The organism is Kitasatospora sp. LaBMicrA B282 (assembly GCF_050325825.1).
In the GTDB taxonomy this organism is placed as follows: domain Bacteria; phylum Actinomycetota; class Actinomycetes; order Streptomycetales; family Streptomycetaceae; genus Kitasatospora.
Window position 1 is genome coordinate 1 of record NZ_JBNQTI010000180.1, and the last position, 16,488, is coordinate 16,488.

The window sequence follows — 16,488 nt, forward strand, 5'->3', positions numbered from 1 at the left end:
ACCAGTCCGGCGCCGGCCGCGGCCCAGGCCGCGAGCACGGCGCGCCGCCGGTCGGCGCGCAGCAGCGCGGCCAGCGCGGCCAGCACGATGCCGACCGCGAGCCAGCGCGGCGGCACCCCGGCGCCGCCGGGGTTGACCAGCAGCAGGCCGAGCGCGCCGGCCCGGTGCCCCTCGAAGCCGGGCAGGCCGGCCTCCAGCAGCAGCCGGGTGGGGTGCGTCAGCACCTGCGGGAACCAGGGGGCGAGCAGCAGCACCGGCAGGCCGAGGATCACCGCGACCCGCGACCCGAGCAGCCGCAGCGCGCTGACCCCGCTGCCGTAGGCGCCGCCGCGCAGCACCGCGGCCAGCAGCGCGCCGAGCGCCAGCGGCAGCGCTATCACCCAGGCGAGCGGCACGAAGGCGGTGCAGACGGTGAGCAGCAGGACGGTCGTCCAGGTGGAGCGCCAGCCCGGGCGCAGGCCGCGGGCGGCGGTCTCGGTGCGGATGCCCAGGCCCGCGGAGACCGCGGCGGCGCGGGCCAGCGGCGGCAGCAGCACGGCGAGCACGGCGGTGCCGATCCGGCCCTGGGCGATGGCGCCGGTGGCCGCGGGCAGCAGCGCGTAGCTGGCGCTGGCCCAGGCCCGGACCAGCTTGGAGCCGAGCAGCGGGCGGGAGACCAGGTAGGCGCTGACCGCCGAGAGCGGCACCGAGAGCACCAGCACCAGGGTGACCGCCAGGTCGGCGTGGTCGAAGAGCAGCCAGGAGAGGATCGACAGCAGCGCCAGGTAGGGCGGGGCGGTGGCGGTGGAGCCGGTGCCGATCGGGTGCCAGCTCGCGGCGAACATGTTCCACAGGCCCGCGGCGCCGTCGGAGGCGGGCAGCAGCGCGCCGCCCTGCAGCGTGCCGGAGCCGAGCAGGTTGCGGGCGGCGACCAGGGCGAAGACCAGCAGCGCGGCGAAGAGCACCGGGGCCGGGCGCCGGGCCAGCCGCTTGAGCAGCGCGAACTGCTCGACCTCCAGCACCTCGTTGTCCTCGTCACCACCGGTGGCCTCGCCCACCGAGCCGTGCCGGCCGATGGTGTCGTCGGTGCCGCCGATGCCGAGCGAGCTGATCGCGCCCTCGATCGCCAGCCGGGCGGTGGCGCCCGGCGGCGGGAACAGGCCGCGGTCGTCCAGTGCCTCCACCGAGCGGGTTCTGCTCCGGCGTTTGCGGGCCAGCAGCAGCCGCGGCAGCCGGACCAGCTCGTGGCCGAGGCCGGCCACCTCGTCCAGCGCCTGGCGCGGGTCCTTGCCGACCAGGTTGGCGACCACCCGCAGCAGGGTGCCGAACACCAGCCGGAGCAGCACGTAGGGGAAGAGCAGCGGGCGGGAGTTGGCCAGCAGGGTGTAGACGGCGCCGGCCTTGTCCACCCGGTGCGGGTGGGCGGCGCCGCAGTCGATCGCGCGGCGCTCGCGGCTGGCGGCCTCGGCGTGCCGCAGCACCGCGTCGGGCGCGACCACCACCCGGTGGCCGGCCGCGTTGACCCGCCAGCAGAAGTCGGTGTCGTCGCGCATCAGCGGCAGCGCCTTGTCGAAGCCGCCGAGCTGTTCGAAGACGTCGCGGCGCACCAGCATGCCCGCGGTGGAGACCGCGAGCACCGGGCGGACCTGGTCGTGCTGGCCCTGGTCCTGCTCGCGCCGGTCCAGGCCGGTCCAGCGGCGGCCGGAGCGGGCGATGCTGACGCCGACCTCCAGCAGCTGCCGGCGGTCGTACCAGCTGCGCAGCTTGGGGCCGACCACGGCGGCGGACGGGGTGGTGTCGGCGACCTGGAGCAGCCGGCGCAGCGCGTCGGTCTGCGGCTCGCAGTCGTCGTGCAGCAGCCAGAGCCACTCCACCGGCTGGGTCTCGCGCGGGCCGCCGGTGGCGAGGTCGTCCTCGCCGGCGAGCGGGTCGCCGAAGTCGTCCCAACCGCCGGTCACCGGGTCGTAGCCGGACGGGTCCAGGCTGTAGGGGAGGTCCTCCGGACGCAGCGGTGCGCTGTTGAAGACCGCCTCGGCGACCGCGGTGCCGAAGCCGGCCCGGCGGCCGAGCACGGTGGGCCCGGATTCGGGCAGCCAGTCGCCGAGGGTCTCGCGCAGCAGGTGCGGGGAGGTGTCGGTGCTGCCGGTGTCCACCGCGAGGATCCGCTGCACCGGGCGGTCCTGGCCGAGCAGGCCGGCCAGCGCCTGGGGCAGCCAGCGGGCGCCGTCGTGGCTGACGATGACGGCGGTGACCAGGTGGCGCGGGTAGGCCGGGGGCCGGGCGCCGCCGGGCCAGCCGCGGCCCTGACCCGTGGGCGGCTGGGAACGGGTGGGCGGCTGGTCTGGGTAGCCGTGCTGCTGGCTGTAGGCAGTCATCGAGTGCGCGGGCCCCGGTTCCGGTGGACGGCAGGTGGCGCACCACACTAACGGCTTCGGCTGAGCGTCCTGTTCACCCGGTGGGGGGCTGCCGGTGCCCGGCGGGCGACGGCCGTGCGAACCGTCGAAGTGCGCCGCGCGGACGGCCCGACGGCGCACCGGAATGCAAAAGCGCCCCGCCGTCCGAGCGAGGCGCTTACACAACCGCGGTGATACTGCAGAGATTCTGCAAAGGCGGAAATCAGACAATACACATCGAGGCGTCGACTATTCGGACTTCTGTTCGGCCGACCGTTGGATCACGAATCGTCGCAGATCACCGCGGCGATCGGCTTCCGGCCGGCTTCCGCCCCGACTTCCGGTCCGCTTCCTCAGACCGCGCTCTTCTTGAGCCGCCGCCGCTCGCGCTCCGAGAGCCCGCCCCAGATTCCGAAGCGCTCGTCGTTGGCGAGGGCGTACTCCAGGCATTCGGACCGCACCTCGCAGGCCAGGCAGACCTTCTTGGCCTCGCGGGTGGAACCGCCCTTCTCCGGGAAGAAGGACTCCGGGTCGGTCTGGGCGCACAGCGCGCGCTCCTGCCAGCCGAGTTCCTCTTCCTCGTCGATGTCCTCACCGATCAACAGCTCAAAGAGCTCGCTCATTGGCGCGCCTCCTCTGCCCCTCTTGGCGTCCCCATGCGTGTGGTCGGCGACCTCGGTTCGGCCGAACGACACGACTGAAATTACATGTGCGTCACTCTGGCTCAGTCAAGCCGAGCTCTGGTATTGGGTCGTGAATTCACTCCCCGGAACCAAGGCGCTACAAATAGTGTACATATCCGGACAGAACGGACTTTCCGCAGCTAGCGGGCGACACGCCTGTTCCGCGACTCCGCACACCCCCCGTCGGCGGAGACGTATGTGGAGCCGATCCGGTTGCCGAACCCCGGTCGGGCTGCTCGAGCACCCCGATCCAACGATCCGACACACCGGTGCGACCCGGGACCAACCGGGTCAACCGCCTGCCTTCCCGTCAATCCGGCAATCAAAACCTGGAGCATGACTTATCGCCTGATCCAGTGATTCGCCCGGTTTGTCCCCCTGATGGCGCAATGGGCGACTTGACACCAAGCCCCTGCCGCCTGTCTCCTGTAACGCATGTCAGAGTCCATCGCCCCGCGGAGCCGCCACATCGTGCTCCGTCGTGCCGCGAGCGCTCTGTGTCGCCCTCGCTGTTCCTGCTGTCCTTAGGCGCGTCGGCTCCCCTTCGGTCGGCCCCTCCCGGGGTGACCGCTCCTCCAGCCTCGGCGCGCCGCCCCAGGAACCCCGAGGCCGCCCGCACCCAGCTCCCCTTCCGCGGATCCGGCTGATCCCCAGGTACCCCGGGTACCCCCCGACTCGACCAGCCGAGGACTCCGTGATGCGTGGCCGTCTCCGCCCCCGTAAGCGCAACCGCGACCGCAACAGGCTCGCCCGCCGGGCCGCCGTGCCGGCGCCCGCCGCCCCGCTCTGGGCGGACGGCCTGAGCGACGTCAGCATCGCCGGCGACCCGCTCGCCTTCCCGCACCTGGCCCGCACCGACGTGCCCGCGCACCCCACCACGGTGGCCGACTACGCCCGGCTGGTCCGGGAGATCGCCGCCGACCGCGACCGCTGGGCCCCGCTGGTCCGCTACGACGCGCTCACCCGCTGGTACGCCCGGCTGGAGACCGGCCCCGGCTACGAGGTCTGGCTGCTCAGCTGGCTGCCCGGCCAGAGCAGCGGGCTGCACGACCACGGCGACTCCTCCGGCGTCATGACGGTGGTTCAGGGCGAGCTGGTCGAGCGGTCGCTGACCGGCGACGGGGAGCGCACCCGCACCCTGCGCGCCACCGGCCAGGCCCGGGTCTTCTCCGCCGGCTACCTGCACGAGATGGTCAACGGCGCGCTGGAGCCCGCGGTCAGCATCCACCTCTACTCCCCCGGTCTGACCGAGATGAACCAGTACCGGACGGCCACGCCGGAGTTGGCGCCCGAACTGCCCTGAGCGTTTGGCAGGATGGCCCCATGCGTATCGTGGCACTGGCCGGCGGGATCGGGGGCGCACGCTTCCTGCGCGGTCTGAAGGACGTGGTGGGACCCGACGACGAGATCACCGTCATCGGCAACACCGGCGACGACATCCACCTCTTCGGGCTCAAGGTCTGCCCCGACCTGGACACCGTGATGTACACCCTCGGCGGCGGGATCCACGAGGAACAGGGCTGGGGCCGGGCCGAGGAGAGCTTCGCGGTCAAGGACGAGCTGGCCGCCTACGGGGTCGGCCCGGCCTGGTTCGGGCTGGGCGACAAGGACTTCGCCACCCACATCGTGCGGACCCAGATGCTCGGCGCCGGCTACCCGCTGAGCGCCGTCACCGAGGCGCTCTGCCACCGCTGGCAGCCGGGCGTGCGGCTGCTGCCGATGACCGACGACCGGGTGGAGACCCACGTCCGGATCACCGACGGCGCCGGCACCCGGGCGGTCCACTTCCAGGAGTACTGGGTCAGGCTGCACGCGGCCCTCGACGCCGAGGCGATCATCCCGGTCGGTGCGGACACCGCCAAGCCGGCACCCGGGGTGCTGGAGGCGATCGCCGCCGCGGACGTGATCCTCTTCCCGCCGTCCAACCCGGTGGTGAGCATCGGCAGCATCCTCACCGTGCCCGGCATCCGGGAGGCCCTGGCCGCGGCGCCGGCGCCGGTGGTCGGGCTGTCGCCGATCATCGGCGGCGCGCCGGTGCGCGGGATGGCCGACAAGGTGCTCGCCGCCGTCGGGGTGGCGGCCGCCGCGGACGCCGTCGCCCTGCACTACGGCGGTCGCGGCGCCGGCACCCCGGGCCTGCTGGACGGCTGGCTGGTCGACGAGGCCGACGCCGCCGCGGTGCCCGCGGTCGAGGCGGCCGGGATCGCCTGCCGGGCGGTGCCGCTGCTGATGAGCGACCCGGCGGCGACCGCCGCGATGGCCCGCGCCGCGCTCGCGCTGGCCGAGCAGGTGCGCCGGTGACCGGCGCCCTGGAGGTGCTGCCGGTCCCCGGGCTGCCCGAGATCGAGGCGGGCGCCGACCTCGGCGCGCTGATCGCCAAGGCCGTCGAGCTGCGCCCGGGCGACATCGTGGTGGTCACCTCGAAGATCGTCAGCAAGGCCGAGGGACGACTGCTGCGGGCCGCCGACCGCGAGGCGGCGATCGACGCCGAGACCGTGCGGGTGGTGGCCCGGCGCGGCGCCACCCGGATCGTGCAGAACCGGCAGGGCCTGGTGATGGCCGCCGCCGGGGTGGACGCCTCCAACACCGCCCCCGGCACCGTGCTGCTGCTGCCCGAGGACCCCGACCGCTCGGCCCGCGGGATCCGGGCCCGGATCCACGAGCTGACCGGCCGCCGGGTCGCCGTGCTGATCAGCGACACCTTCGGCCGCCCCTGGCGCACCGGCCAGACCGACGTGGCGATCGGGGCCGCCGGCCTGGCCGTGCTGGACGACCACCGCGGCCGCACCGACGCCCACGGCAACACGCTGGCCGTCACCGTGACCGCCACCGCCGACGAACTGGCCGCCGCCGGCGACCTGGTGAAGGGCAAGGCCACCGGCACCCCGGTGGCGGTGGTGCGCGGGCTGCCCGGCGCGGTGACCGAGGAGGACGGGGCCGGCGCCCGGCCGCTGGTCCGGGCGCCGGAGGACGACATGTTCCGCCTCGGCACCTCGGAGGCGGTCCGCGAGGCGGTCGCGCTGCGCCGCACGGTGCGCGAGTTCGCCGACGATCCGGTGCCCGCGGAGGCGATCCGGCGGGCGGTGGCGGCCGCGGTCACCGCGCCCGCGCCGCACCACACCACCCCCTGGCGGTTCGTGCTGCTGGAGTCGCCGCAACGGCGCCTGGACCTGCTGGACGCGATGCTCGCCGCCTGGCAGCGCGACCTGCGCGAGCTGGACGGCTGGGACGCGGCGCGGATCGCCCGCCGCACCGCCCGCGGCGACCTGCTGCGCCGGGCCCCCGCCCTGGTGATCCCCTGCCTGGTGGCGGACGGCGCGCACCACTACCCCGACGCCCGGCGCTCCGCCGCCGAGCGCGAGATGTTCGCCGTCTCGACCGGGGCCGCGGTGCAGAACCTGCTGGTGGCGCTGGCCGGCGAGGGCTACGGGACGGCCTGGGTCTCCTCCACCATGTTCTGCCGCGACGTGGTGCGCGAGGTGCTGGACCTGCCGGCCGACTGGGACCCGATGGGCGCCGTCGCGGTCGGTCGGCCCCTCGCCGTCCCGCCGACGCGACCGGAACGGCCGGTGGACGCCTTCGTCGCGGTGCGCTGAGCAGGCCCGCACGACCGACCGGGTGACCCTGCACCGAGGTGCGGGGTCACCCGGTCGGGCTCAGCGGTGGCCGGGCGCCGGTTGGAGGCGCTCTCGAAGCGCCGGGTCACCCGGTCGGGCTCAGCGGTGGCGGTGGTCGTTCGGGGCCAGCCGGGGGCCGAAGCGCGGTGGGCGCAGGCCGCTGAGGGCGATCAGCCGGCAGACCCGGTGGCGGTGCGGGGCGTAGGGGGCGAGCAGCTCCAGCAGCTGGGCGTCGTCGGAGCGGGGGCGGCCGGCCAGCGCCCAGCCGACGTGGTTCGGCAGGTGGAAGTCGCCGACCGAGACCGCGTCCGCATCGCCGTTGCTGCGCTGCAGCGTCTCGGCCGCCGTCCACGCGCCGATCCCCGGCACGGCGGTCAGCCGGGCGACGGCCGCCGCGTGGTCCAGCTCGGCGGCCTGCTCCAGCCGCGGCGCCAGCCGGACCGCGCGCTGCACGGTGGCCGAGCGCTTGGGGTCCACCCCGGCCCGGTGCCACTCCCAGGACGGGATCAGCGCCCACTCCCGGGCCGAGGGCGCGACCCGCATCCCCGGCGCCGGACCCGGTGCCGCGGTGCCGAAGTCCCGCAGCAGCAGCCGCCAGGCGCGGTAGGCCTCGTCCGAGGTGACCTTCTGCTCCAGGATCGCCGGGACCAGGGACTCCAGCACCAGGCCGGTCCGGCAGAGCCGCAGCCCCGGGTGCGTCCGCTGCGCCTCGCGCACCGGACCGGGTGGCAGCGGCACCAGGCCTGACGGGTCGTCGGCTGCCCCGAGCAGCAGCGGCAGCCGGTCGAGCAGCCAGCCGGCGCCCGGCCCCCAGGCCTGGGCCCGCACCTCGCCGGCCCGCGCGGTGACCCGCAGCGTGCCCACGCCCTGCGGGGTGCGCGAGGCCCGCCAGAACGCACCGTCCCCGGCGACCCGGCAGGCCGGATCCCCCGGGCCGCGGCGCAGCGGCGCGAGGGTGCGGTGCAGGTCGAGCGGGCGGCCGGGGAGCCAGAGCCGCTCCTGGGGGGCGTCGGTCACCCGTCCAGTCTGGCGCGCCGGGGTGACAGTGCGGCGGGACGGCGGCGGCCCGGCAGCGGCGGCACGCCCGTGCGCCCCGACCGGCCGGCCGGGGCGCACGGGCGTCGGGTGTCGGACGGCAGGCGTCAGCGGCCCTGCAGGTGGGCGGCCGTGTTCCGGATCTGCGGGAGCAGGTCGTAGAGGTTCTCGCCGGGGCAGTCGGTGGCGAAGGCGTCCCGGTGGCCGGAGATGTTCGCGAAGGTGTGGCTGGTGCCCTCGGCGTAGCGGCTGCCGTCGCTGGCCGAGGTGAGCACGGTGCTGCCGCGGGCGTCGCGGCCGGTCAGCCCGAGCTTCCAGGCGGCGATCTTGGCGATGCCGTCGACCTGGGCCTGCGGCGGCTCGGCCTCGGTGTAGGTGCCGAGCGCGGCGATGCCGGTGGAGTCGGTGTTGAAGCCGAGCGTGTGGGCGCCGAGCACCGGGCGGGAGACGCCGCCGGCCCGGCCCTCGTAGATCTTGCCGCAGCGGTCGACCAGGAAGTTGTAGCCGATGTCGCGCCAGCCGTTGGACTCCACGTGGTACTCGTAGATCGACCGGATCACCTTGGGGCTGTCCGCGCAGCTGTAGTCGTTGTCGGTGTCGGTGTGGTGGACGAAGACCACCTTGACCGTGTCGGTGTAGACGTAGCCGGGCTCGCGCAGGCTCTCGTCCGCGCCCCAGCCGGCCCGGGTGACGATGCCCGGCCGCGGCGCCTGGTGGTCGACCATGGGCGCCATCCGGTTCGCCGGCTGCGGGTCCCGCGGCAGTTCGGCAGCCGCGGCGACATCGGCTGACGGGTCGTCACCGGGGTCGACCAGGTCGACCCGCAGGCCGGCCGGCAGCGCGGCGCCGGTCGCCCGGACCTCGACCCCGTCGCTCGGGCCGACCCAGAGCGGCGCGGTCGCCCCGCGGGCCCGGCTGGTGCGCAGGTCGGCGGAGCCCTGGTCGGGGCGGTCCTCGGAGTCGGCGGACAGGGCGCGCCAGGCGGTCCACGACTGCGGGGCGCCGTCGCGGCTCACCGGGCGGGTGCGCACCTCGACGGTGCCGTCCAGGGTCGCGGCGGGGTCGTCCCAGCTGACCCCGAGCAGGGAGTAGGCGGTGGTGGTGCGGGCGGGCAGGCCGCGGACGGCGCCGGCAGCGGCCCGGTGCGGGCCGGCGGGGGCCGCCAGGACGGTGAGCGGCAGGGCCGCGGTGCGGGGCGGCTGTAAGGCCGCGTGGTGGGCGCGGGCGGTCGGATGGGCCGGCGTCGCCGTGGCCACCGCTTGTGGGAGGGCCAGTGCGGCGGCGCAGCCGAGACCGAGCAGGGAGGCGAGTGAAATCCGCATAAAAGGGATAATGCGGGCAGTCGGCCCGCCAGTCGGCCATCCCACGCCCGGAGATCTGACGGACTTTCGGAAAATCCACCCGCCCCGCGATGCGCGCCGAACCCCCTCCCCCGTGGGCGCGGCCAGGTCGTAGGCTGGGGAGCACCATGACTGCGCCCTTCGCTGCCGACGCCCGTACCCCCGCCGAGCTGCTGCGAGCCGCCCTCGGTGAGGACTCCGCCCGTCCCCTGGTCACCTTCTACGACGATCGCTCCGGTGAACGGGTCGAACTCTCGGTCAAGACCTTCGACAACTGGGTCGCCAAGACCGCCAACCTGCTCCAGGACGAACTGAACGCGGGCCCCGAGGACCGCGCCGCCCTGCTGCTGCCGGCCCACTGGCAGACCGCGGTCTGGCTGCTGGCCTGCTGGTCGGTCGGGGTCACCGCGGTGCCCGGCGGCGATCCGGCCGAGGCGCAGCTGGTGGTCAGCGGGCCGGACGGGCTGGCCGCCGCCCAGGCCTGCGACGGCGAGCGGGTGGCGCTGGCGCTGCGGCCGCTCGGCGGGCGGTTCCCGCAGCGGCCCGACGGCTTCCTCGACTACGCGGCCGAGGTGCCGGGCCAGGGCGACCGGTTCGCCCCGTACTCGCCCGTCGACCCGGAGGCGCCCGCCCTGGAGACCCTGGTGGACGGGCTGCCGCTCAAGCTGACCGGCGAGCAGACCGTGGCGCTGGCCCGCGAGGGCGCCGCCCGGCTGGGGCTGGAGCGGGGCGCGCGGGTGCTCAGCACGCACTCCTTCGACGACTGGGCCGGCCTGGAGGCCGGGTTGCTGGCCCCGCTGGCGGCCGGCGCCTCGGTGGTGCTCTGCCGCAACTCGGCCGAGCTGACCGAGGAGCAGTGGGCCGCCCGGATCGAGTCCGAGCGGGTCACCGTGCGGCTGGGCTAGTACCCCGGCCCGAGGAGTCCCCGTCGGCGCCGGTCCGTCAGGAGACCGGCGCCAGCAGTCCGTTGGCCTCCGCGTAGGCCTCGCCGGTGCGGGGGCAGCGCCAGCGGTCCACGCCCAGCCGGCGCAGCGGCTCACCGGCCCGTCCGACCCACGCGGTCCGGCGGGCCGGGACGCCCACCACCAGCGCGAAGTCCGGCACGTCCCGGTGCACCACGGCGCCGGCGGCGACCAGCGCCCAGCGCCCCACCGTGACCCCGGCGACCAGCACCGCCCGGGCGCCGATCGAGCAGCCCTGACGCAGCGTCACGCCGCGGGCCAGCCAGTCGTCCGAGCCCTTGAGCCGGCCGTCCACCGCGACCGAGCGCGGGTAGAGGTCGTTGGTCAGCACCGCGGCCGGACCGACGAACACCCCGTCCTCCAGCACCGCCGGCTCGTACAGCAGGGCGTGGTTCTGCACCTTGACCCGGTCGCCGAGACGCACCCCGGGCCCGAGGTAGGCGCCGCGCCCGATCACGCACTCGGCGCCCACCACGGCGTGCTCGCGGATCTGGGCGAGGTGCCAGACGGCACTGCCCGCCCCGATCCGGGCCCGCGGATCGACGTCCGCACTGGCTTCGATACGCACCGCCTCCGTCATAGCACCGACGGTAGCGGCTCGTGCCGGTTCAGCCCAGATGCTGTGCCATCGACGCGCTGCGGGCGGCCGGCGCGGTGCTGGCGATGACCTTGCGGGCCAGCCTGCGCGGCGAGGTGAGGAAGCCGAAGCCCCAGCTGAAGTGCATGGTGGCCAGCGCCACCGGCAGCTGCAGCCGGGCCCTGGCGGACAGGCCGCGGCCCGCCGGCACCGAGCCGCCGACGATCCCGGCCAGGTAGCCGCCCGGCAGGATCAGGAAGGCCGGGTGCACCGCGATCCCGAGCACCAGGCCGAGCAGCACCGTGACCAGCGCGGTCGGCGGGGCCAGGTAACGCAGGTTGACCGAGCCGCGGTGGTAGCGGGTGACCACCCGGCGCCAGCGGCCGTAGTCCTTGTACTGCTTGGCCAGGGCGCGCACGCTGGGCCGCGGCCGGTAGGTGACCTTCAGCTGCGGGGTGAACCAGATCAGGCCGCCGTCCTGGCGGATCCGGTAGTTCAGCTCCCAGTCCTGGGCCCGGATGAACTCCTCGTTGTAGCCGCCGAGCTTCTCCAGCACCTCGCGGCGGAAGACGCCCAGGTAGACGGTCTCGGCCGGGCCGGCCAGGCCGCCGGTGTGGAAGGCCGCGTTGCCGACGCCGATCTTGGCGGTCATCGCGGCGGCGACCGCCTTCTCCCACTCGGTCTCGCCCTCGGCGTGCATGATGCCGCCCACGTTGGCCGCCTCCATCTCGCCGAGCAGGCGGACCGCGGTGGCGATGTAGCCGGGGGTGAGCAGTCCGTGGCCGTCCACCCGGACCACTATCGGGTGGGAGGAGGCGCGGATCGCCGCGTTCAGCCCGGCGGGGGTGCGCCCGGTCGGGTTCGACACGGTCCGCACCCGGGAGTCCTCGGCGACCAGCTCGGCCGCGATGGCGTCGGTCCGGTCGGTGGAGGGGCCGAGCGCGATCACCACCTCCATGGCACCGGTGTAGTCCTGCTCCAGGATCCGCCGCACGGCGGTGCGCAGGTGTCGTTCCTCGTTGAGCACCGGCATGATCACGGAGACCGCCGGCAGCTCCTCAGCAGCCATGGTGTTCATCGAGCCCCACCGTACCGGACCGCAGTGAACGCCCCGGGCCGGGCGTTCCCCCTCACGGGGGGCGCCCGGCCCGGGTGGCTGACGGCGAGTCAACCTGAGTGTCACCTGGGAACCGCCAGGGGGCTCAGCCGTTGGCGATCGCCGCCAGGACGTTCATCCGACCGGCCCGGAAGGCCGGCAGCAGCGCGGCCAGCAGGCCCACCACCGCGGAGAGCAGCAGCACCACCACGATGGTGCCGGTCGGGACGGAGAGCACGCTCAGCCCGGAGCCCTTCAGCACCCGCTGGGTGGTGACCCCCCAGGCCAGGCCCAGGCCGGTGCCGAGGATCGCACCGAAGACCGCGATCACCACCGACTCCAGCCGGATCATCCGGCGCAGCTGACGGCGCGACAGGCCGATCGCCCGCAGCAGGCCGATCTCCCGGGTCCGCTCCACCACCGACAGGGCCAGCGTGTTGACCACGCCGAGCACCGCGACCATGATCGCCAGCGCGAGCAGCCCGTAGACCAGGTAGAGCAGGGTGTTCACGCTCTGCTGGACCAGCTTCTTGTAACCGGCCTGGTCCTGCACGGTGACCTGCGGGTAGGCGTTCAGCGAGTTCTGCAGCGCGGTCAGCGTCTGCGCCTTGTCCGCGCCGGCGGCCGCCTTGCCGAAGACCGCGACGTCGTTGGGCTGCTGGTCGGCCGGCACCACCGCCGAGACGGTGGCCAGGGTGGCGAAGAAGTGGCGGTCGAAGATGCTGTTGCCGGTGGCGGTGACCAGCGCGATCGGCAGCTTCTGGGTGCGCCCCTTGCCGTAGTCGACGCCCAGGGTGTCGCCGACCTTGAGGTTGTTGTTCTTGGCGTAGTCGGCGTCGATCGTGATCCCGCCGGCGGTCAGGGCGCTCGCGCTGCCGGAGCTGACCGGCAGCGAGAAGTCCTGGGTGAAGCTGGGCGAGACGGCCGAGACGAACTGGTCGCTGGTCCTGCCGTCGGGCAGCGTGAAGGTGGCGGGCAGCTCGCGCTGCTCGGTGAGGTGGGCCAGGCCCGGGGTGCCCTGGGCCGCGGTGACCATCGCCGCGGTCAGGCCGCCGTGGTTGGTCATGACGATGTAGTCCGCGCCGACCGACTTGTCGATCTGGGCGCTGGTCGAGCTGACCATCGAGTTGGTGACCACCGAGGCACCGGTGACCAGCGCCAGGCCGATCATCAGCGCGGCCGCGGTGGCGCCGGTGCGGCGCGGGTTGCGCAGCGCGTTGCGCTGGGCCAGTCGGCCGGCCGGGCCGAACAGGGCGGGCAGCGCGGCGCCGAGCACCCGGATCACCACGCCGGCCAGCAGCGGGCCGAGCACCACGAAGCCGATCAGCGTGAGCAGCAGGCCCAGGCCCAGCTGGGATCCGGCGGTGCCGAGCTGCTTGGTGGTGGCCGCCGCGGTGAGCAGCGCGCCGCCGCCCGCGGTGACCAGCAGGCCGAGCACCAGTCGGACCCGGTTGGTGGCGCCCTCGCCCGGGGTGCCGTGGTCGCGCAGTGCGGCCATCGGCGAGACCTTGCCGGCCCGGCGGGCCGGGATCCAGGCCGCCAGCACGGTGATCACCACGCCCACCGCGTAGGCGGCGATCGGCACCTCGGCGCCGATCGACAGCGAGCTGGACAGGTTCATCCCGGCCAGCTTCATCAGCTGGATCAGCAGCTGCGCGATGCCGAGGCCGGCGGCCAGCCCGAGGGTGGAGCCGAGCACGCCGAGCAGCAGCGCCTCGACCAGCACCGAGCGGTTCACCTGGCGGCGGCTGCCGCCGAGGGCGCGCAGCAGGCCGATCTCCCGGGTCCGCTGGGCGACCAGCATCGAGAAGGTGTTGATGATCAGGAAGCCGCCGACCAGCAGCGAGATCCCGGCGAAGCCGAGCATCACGTACTTCATGAAGTCGAGGAAGGACCCGACGCTCTTCTGGCCGTCGGCCTTCTGCTCGGCGGCGGTCTTCAGTTGGTAGTCGGCGCCCAGCACCCCCGACAGCTCGCTCTTGAGCTGGTCGTCGGTGCGGCTGCCGTCGCCGTAGACGTCGATCGAGGTGTAGCTGGTGGTGTTGCCGAGCAGGTCCCGCTGGGCGGTGGGGACGTCGGTGAAGGCCAGCGCCGCGCCGGGGTTGGTGCCGGTGAAGGTGGCGATCCCGGAGACGGTGAAGTCGAAGGTGCCCTGGTCGCCGATGATCCGGATCGGGTCGCCGAGGTGCAGGCCGGCGTGCTTGGCCGTGTCGGCGTCGATCATCATCTGCTGCGGGCCGCTGGGCGCCGCACCGGAGGTGATCTTCATCGGGGAGCGCGGGCCGGGGACCCAGGCGCCGACGATGGTCGGGGCGCCGCCGGTCGGGCCGGCCGCCTTGTTGGTCTTCGGGTTGACCAGGGTGGCGCTCTGCACCGACACCTGGCCCTCGGCGGTCTTGACCCCGGGCCGGCCGGCCAGCTGGGCCAGCGCGGTGGCCGGGATGGTCTGGGTGCGGCCGCCGTTGTCGGCCGCGTCGCCGCCGCCCTTGGGCGGGGCGGGGTTGACCGCGACGTCGGAGGCGGTGGCGTCGAAGAGCTTGTCGAAGGTGCTGGTCGCGGTGTTGGAGAAAACCAGGGTCCCGGAGACGAAGGCCACCGAGAGCACGATCGCGATCAGCGACAGCACCATCCGGCCCTTGTGGGCGAGGAAGTTGCGCAGTGAGGTCTTGAGCAGCATGACGGTCCGCCCCGGCTCAGCTGGTGCGCTTGCCGTCGAAACGGCGCATGCGCTCGAGGACGGAGTCGGCGGTGGGCGCGTGCATCTCGTCCACGATCACGCCGTCGGCCAGGAACAGGACCCGGTCCGCGTAACCGGCCGCGACCGGGTCGTGGGTGACCATCACGATGGTCTGTGCGAGCTCGTCCACCGAGCGGCGCAGGAAGGTCAGCACCTCGGCGCCGGAGCGCGAGTCCAGGTTGCCGGTCGGCTCGTCACCGAAGATGATCTCGGGCCGGGCGGCCAGCGCCCGGGCGACCGCGACGCGCTGCTGCTGACCGCCGGAGAGCTGGGTCGGCCGGTGCTTGAGCCGCTCGCCGAGGCCGACCGTGTCGACCACCTGGTCCAGCCAGGCGCGGTCGGCCTTGCGGCCGGCTATGTCCATCGGCAGCGTGATGTTCTCCAGCGCGTTCAGCGTCGGGAGCAGGTTGAAGGCCTGGAAGATGAAGCCGATCTTGTCGCGGCGCAGCCGGGTCAGCTGCTTGTCCTTCAGACCGGTGATCTCCGTGTCGCCGATCCAGATCCGGCCCTCGGAGACCGTGTCCAGCCCGGCCAGGCAGTGCATCAGGGTCGACTTCCCGGAGCCCGAGGGACCCATGATCGCGGTGAACCGACCGCGCTGGATGTCGACGTCGACGGCGTTCAGTGCGGTGACCCGGGTCTCCCCGTGCCCGTAAGCCTTCGTCACCTGCCGCGCGGCGGCGGCGCTGGCGGCCGGCTGGCCGCCTGGGTAGTCGGATGCCTGCACGGCTGCGGATGCCGTCGTCACGTCTCGCTCCTAGGTCGCTGTTCCCCCGGGCTCGACCCCGGGAAAGTGCGGGGCGAGCCGATGTCACCAACCTAGAGGCTGACCGGTGGGCCCCTCGTCCTCCGGCGGGAGGACCTGGGCAGACGAGAGTTGTACGGGTCCCCGAGCCCCACCCCCTAGGGGTCCGGGGGCCGGCCCTCAGGGGCGCACGGCCAGCGCGGGTTCGGCCGGCGCGGGTCCTGTCTGTCGGGCGAGGGCGGCGGCGAAGGCGTCGACCACCGGCTGGAGCAGCACGTCGGTCTCCCGCTCGACGGTCGCGCTGCCGTCCTCGCGAAGCGAGATGTGCCGGTCCAGCACGAACCAGCCCTGGGTGACGTGCGCGGCGCCCATCGCGGAGAGCACCGGGCGCAGCGCGTAGTCCACCGCCAGCACGTGCGCGGTCGAGCCGCCGGTGGCCAGCGGCAGCACCGTCTTGCCGGCCAGCGCGTACTGCGGCAGCACGTCGAGCAGGGCCTTCAACAGTCCCGAGTAGGCGGCCTTGTAGACCGGGGTGCCGATCACCAGGGCGTCCGCCCCGGTGACCAGGTCGAGGGCGCGGGCCAGCTCGGGGTGCCGGGTGTCGGCGCGCAGCAGCGGCTCGGCCGGCAGCTCGCGGACGTCGAGCGGGACCACCCGGTGGCCGTGCTCGGCGAGCCGGGCGCCGACGTGGCGCAGCAGACCGGTGGTGCGGGAGGTCGGCGACGGGGAGCCGGAGACGGCGAGGACGGTGGCCATGGATTCACCTCGGGCGGGAGGGGCGCTGCGGCGGGCAGCGGGCGGCGCGGCCGGTGGGCCGGCCGGGGAGTCCGGTCGGAAGGGCAGCGGGCGGCGGTCAGCCGCGGGCCCGACAGAGCGCGCCGGAGACACGCTGCAGGTCGACGTGGAGCCGACGCGTGAGTCTCGGGCACTGATCCATGGCGTTCATGCAAACACGGGCTGTTCACAAGGGTCAAGAAACGTTTCGGCCGGTGAAGCGGCCTGCGGCCGGTTGCCGCGGTCGGGGGCCGGGGCCAGGGCCGGGGCGGTTGCCGGGGCGGCACGCCGCGGGCCGGCCGCCCGAACCGGGACGGACCGGTGGAGATACACCGGAATCGTCGTATCCGTGCACCAGCTCTGCTACAAGCGGCCCGGCCGCCCGGCGCACCACTTCTCCGGCAGGACGAATCGGGCATCCTCGACGACATGGACACGTGGCAGCAGGGCCGCCCGGGCGGCGGTGGCAGTGGAGACGGCAGGCGCGGCGCGGCCGGCGACGGCGACGGCGCTTCGGCGCTGCCGCCCGGGCTGAGCCCGCGCGGGCCCG

At 74.4% G+C, this 16,488-nt stretch carries 14 protein-coding genes; 4 read left to right on the plus strand and 10 right to left on the minus strand.

What is annotated here, in order from left to right; genetic code table 11:
- Both ACQRUO_RS33100 and ACQRUO_RS33105 read right to left on the minus strand, forming a co-directional pair.
- Positions 1-2,354: glycosyltransferase (locus ACQRUO_RS33100; RefSeq protein WP_428319835.1), on the minus strand; the 2,354-nt coding region annotated here is incomplete at its 3' end.
- Between the two features lie 371 nt (positions 2,355-2,725).
- Positions 2,726-2,995 (minus strand): WhiB family transcriptional regulator, encoded by a 270-nt coding sequence (locus ACQRUO_RS33105; RefSeq protein ID WP_280693936.1) that lies wholly within the window; start codon positions 2,993-2,995, stop codon positions 2,726-2,728.
- Between the two features lie 757 nt (positions 2,996-3,752).
- On the opposite strand from ACQRUO_RS33105, the gene ACQRUO_RS33110 reads away from it, so the two are divergent.
- The 3 genes from ACQRUO_RS33110 to ACQRUO_RS33120 are packed head-to-tail and all read left to right on the plus strand — an operon-like array spanning position 3,753 to position 6,651.
- The gene (locus tag ACQRUO_RS33110) at positions 3,753-4,358 is read left to right on the plus strand and encodes a cysteine dioxygenase (protein WP_428319836.1); all 606 of its coding nucleotides are present in this window, start codon (positions 3,753-3,755) and stop codon (positions 4,356-4,358) included.
- Between the two features lie 20 nt (positions 4,359-4,378).
- Positions 4,379-5,356, plus strand: coding sequence for a 2-phospho-L-lactate transferase (gene cofD, locus ACQRUO_RS33115; protein WP_428319837.1), 978 nt, complete (start codon positions 4,379-4,381; stop codon positions 5,354-5,356).
- A complete protein-coding gene (locus tag ACQRUO_RS33120; RefSeq protein ID WP_428319838.1) occupies positions 5,353-6,651 on the plus strand; it encodes a coenzyme F420-0:L-glutamate ligase in 1,299 nt (432 codons plus the stop codon). The genes cofD and ACQRUO_RS33120 overlap by 4 nt, the downstream gene beginning before the upstream one ends.
- A gap of 120 nt (positions 6,652-6,771) precedes the next feature.
- Here ACQRUO_RS33120 and ACQRUO_RS33125 read toward each other — a convergent pair whose 3' ends face one another.
- Both ACQRUO_RS33125 and ACQRUO_RS33130 read right to left on the minus strand, forming a co-directional pair.
- Complete coding sequence (locus ACQRUO_RS33125) at positions 6,772-7,689, minus strand: DNA-3-methyladenine glycosylase family protein (protein ID WP_428319839.1); 918 nt, start codon at positions 7,687-7,689, stop codon at positions 6,772-6,774.
- A 125-nt stretch (positions 7,690-7,814) separates the two neighbouring features.
- Positions 7,815-9,029, minus strand: a complete 1,215-nt coding sequence (locus ACQRUO_RS33130; RefSeq protein WP_428319840.1) for an N-acetylmuramoyl-L-alanine amidase — start codon at positions 9,027-9,029, stop codon at positions 7,815-7,817.
- A 146-nt stretch (positions 9,030-9,175) separates the two neighbouring features.
- Between ACQRUO_RS33130 and ACQRUO_RS33135 the strand changes: the two genes are divergently transcribed.
- Positions 9,176-9,952, plus strand: a complete 777-nt coding sequence (locus ACQRUO_RS33135) for a TIGR03089 family protein (protein ID WP_428319841.1) — start codon at positions 9,176-9,178, stop codon at positions 9,950-9,952.
- A gap of 37 nt (positions 9,953-9,989) precedes the next feature.
- On the opposite strand, the gene ACQRUO_RS33140 is transcribed toward ACQRUO_RS33135, so the two are convergent.
- The 6 genes from ACQRUO_RS33140 to ACQRUO_RS33165 all read right to left on the minus strand — a co-directional run bounded on the left by ACQRUO_RS33140 (position 9,990) and on the right by ACQRUO_RS33165 (position 16,110).
- On the minus strand, positions 9,990-10,589 hold the full coding sequence (locus tag ACQRUO_RS33140; protein ID WP_428319842.1) for a DapH/DapD/GlmU-related protein: 600 nt from the start codon (positions 10,587-10,589) through the stop codon (positions 9,990-9,992).
- Positions 10,590-10,617: 28 nt separating this feature from the next.
- Positions 10,618-11,655 (minus strand): glycosyltransferase family 2 protein, encoded by a 1,038-nt coding sequence (locus ACQRUO_RS33145; protein WP_428319846.1) that lies wholly within the window; start codon positions 11,653-11,655, stop codon positions 10,618-10,620.
- Positions 11,656-11,788: 133 nt separating this feature from the next.
- Positions 11,789-14,359: an ABC transporter permease gene (locus tag ACQRUO_RS33150; protein ID WP_428319843.1), complete on the minus strand. Its 2,571-nt coding sequence runs from the start codon at positions 14,357-14,359 to the stop codon at positions 11,789-11,791.
- 16 nt (positions 14,360-14,375) lie between these two features.
- Positions 14,376-15,146 (minus strand): ABC transporter ATP-binding protein, encoded by a 771-nt coding sequence (locus ACQRUO_RS33155; protein WP_428319847.1) that lies wholly within the window; start codon positions 15,144-15,146, stop codon positions 14,376-14,378.
- A 198-nt stretch (positions 15,147-15,344) separates the two neighbouring features.
- The gene (ssuE, locus tag ACQRUO_RS33160) at positions 15,345-15,920 is read right to left on the minus strand and encodes an NADPH-dependent FMN reductase (protein WP_428319844.1); all 576 of its coding nucleotides are present in this window, start codon (positions 15,918-15,920) and stop codon (positions 15,345-15,347) included.
- A 97-nt stretch (positions 15,921-16,017) separates the two neighbouring features.
- Positions 16,018-16,110: a putative leader peptide gene (locus ACQRUO_RS33165; RefSeq protein WP_428319845.1), complete on the minus strand. Its 93-nt coding sequence runs from the start codon at positions 16,108-16,110 to the stop codon at positions 16,018-16,020.
- Positions 16,111-16,488 lie beyond the last annotated feature (378 nt).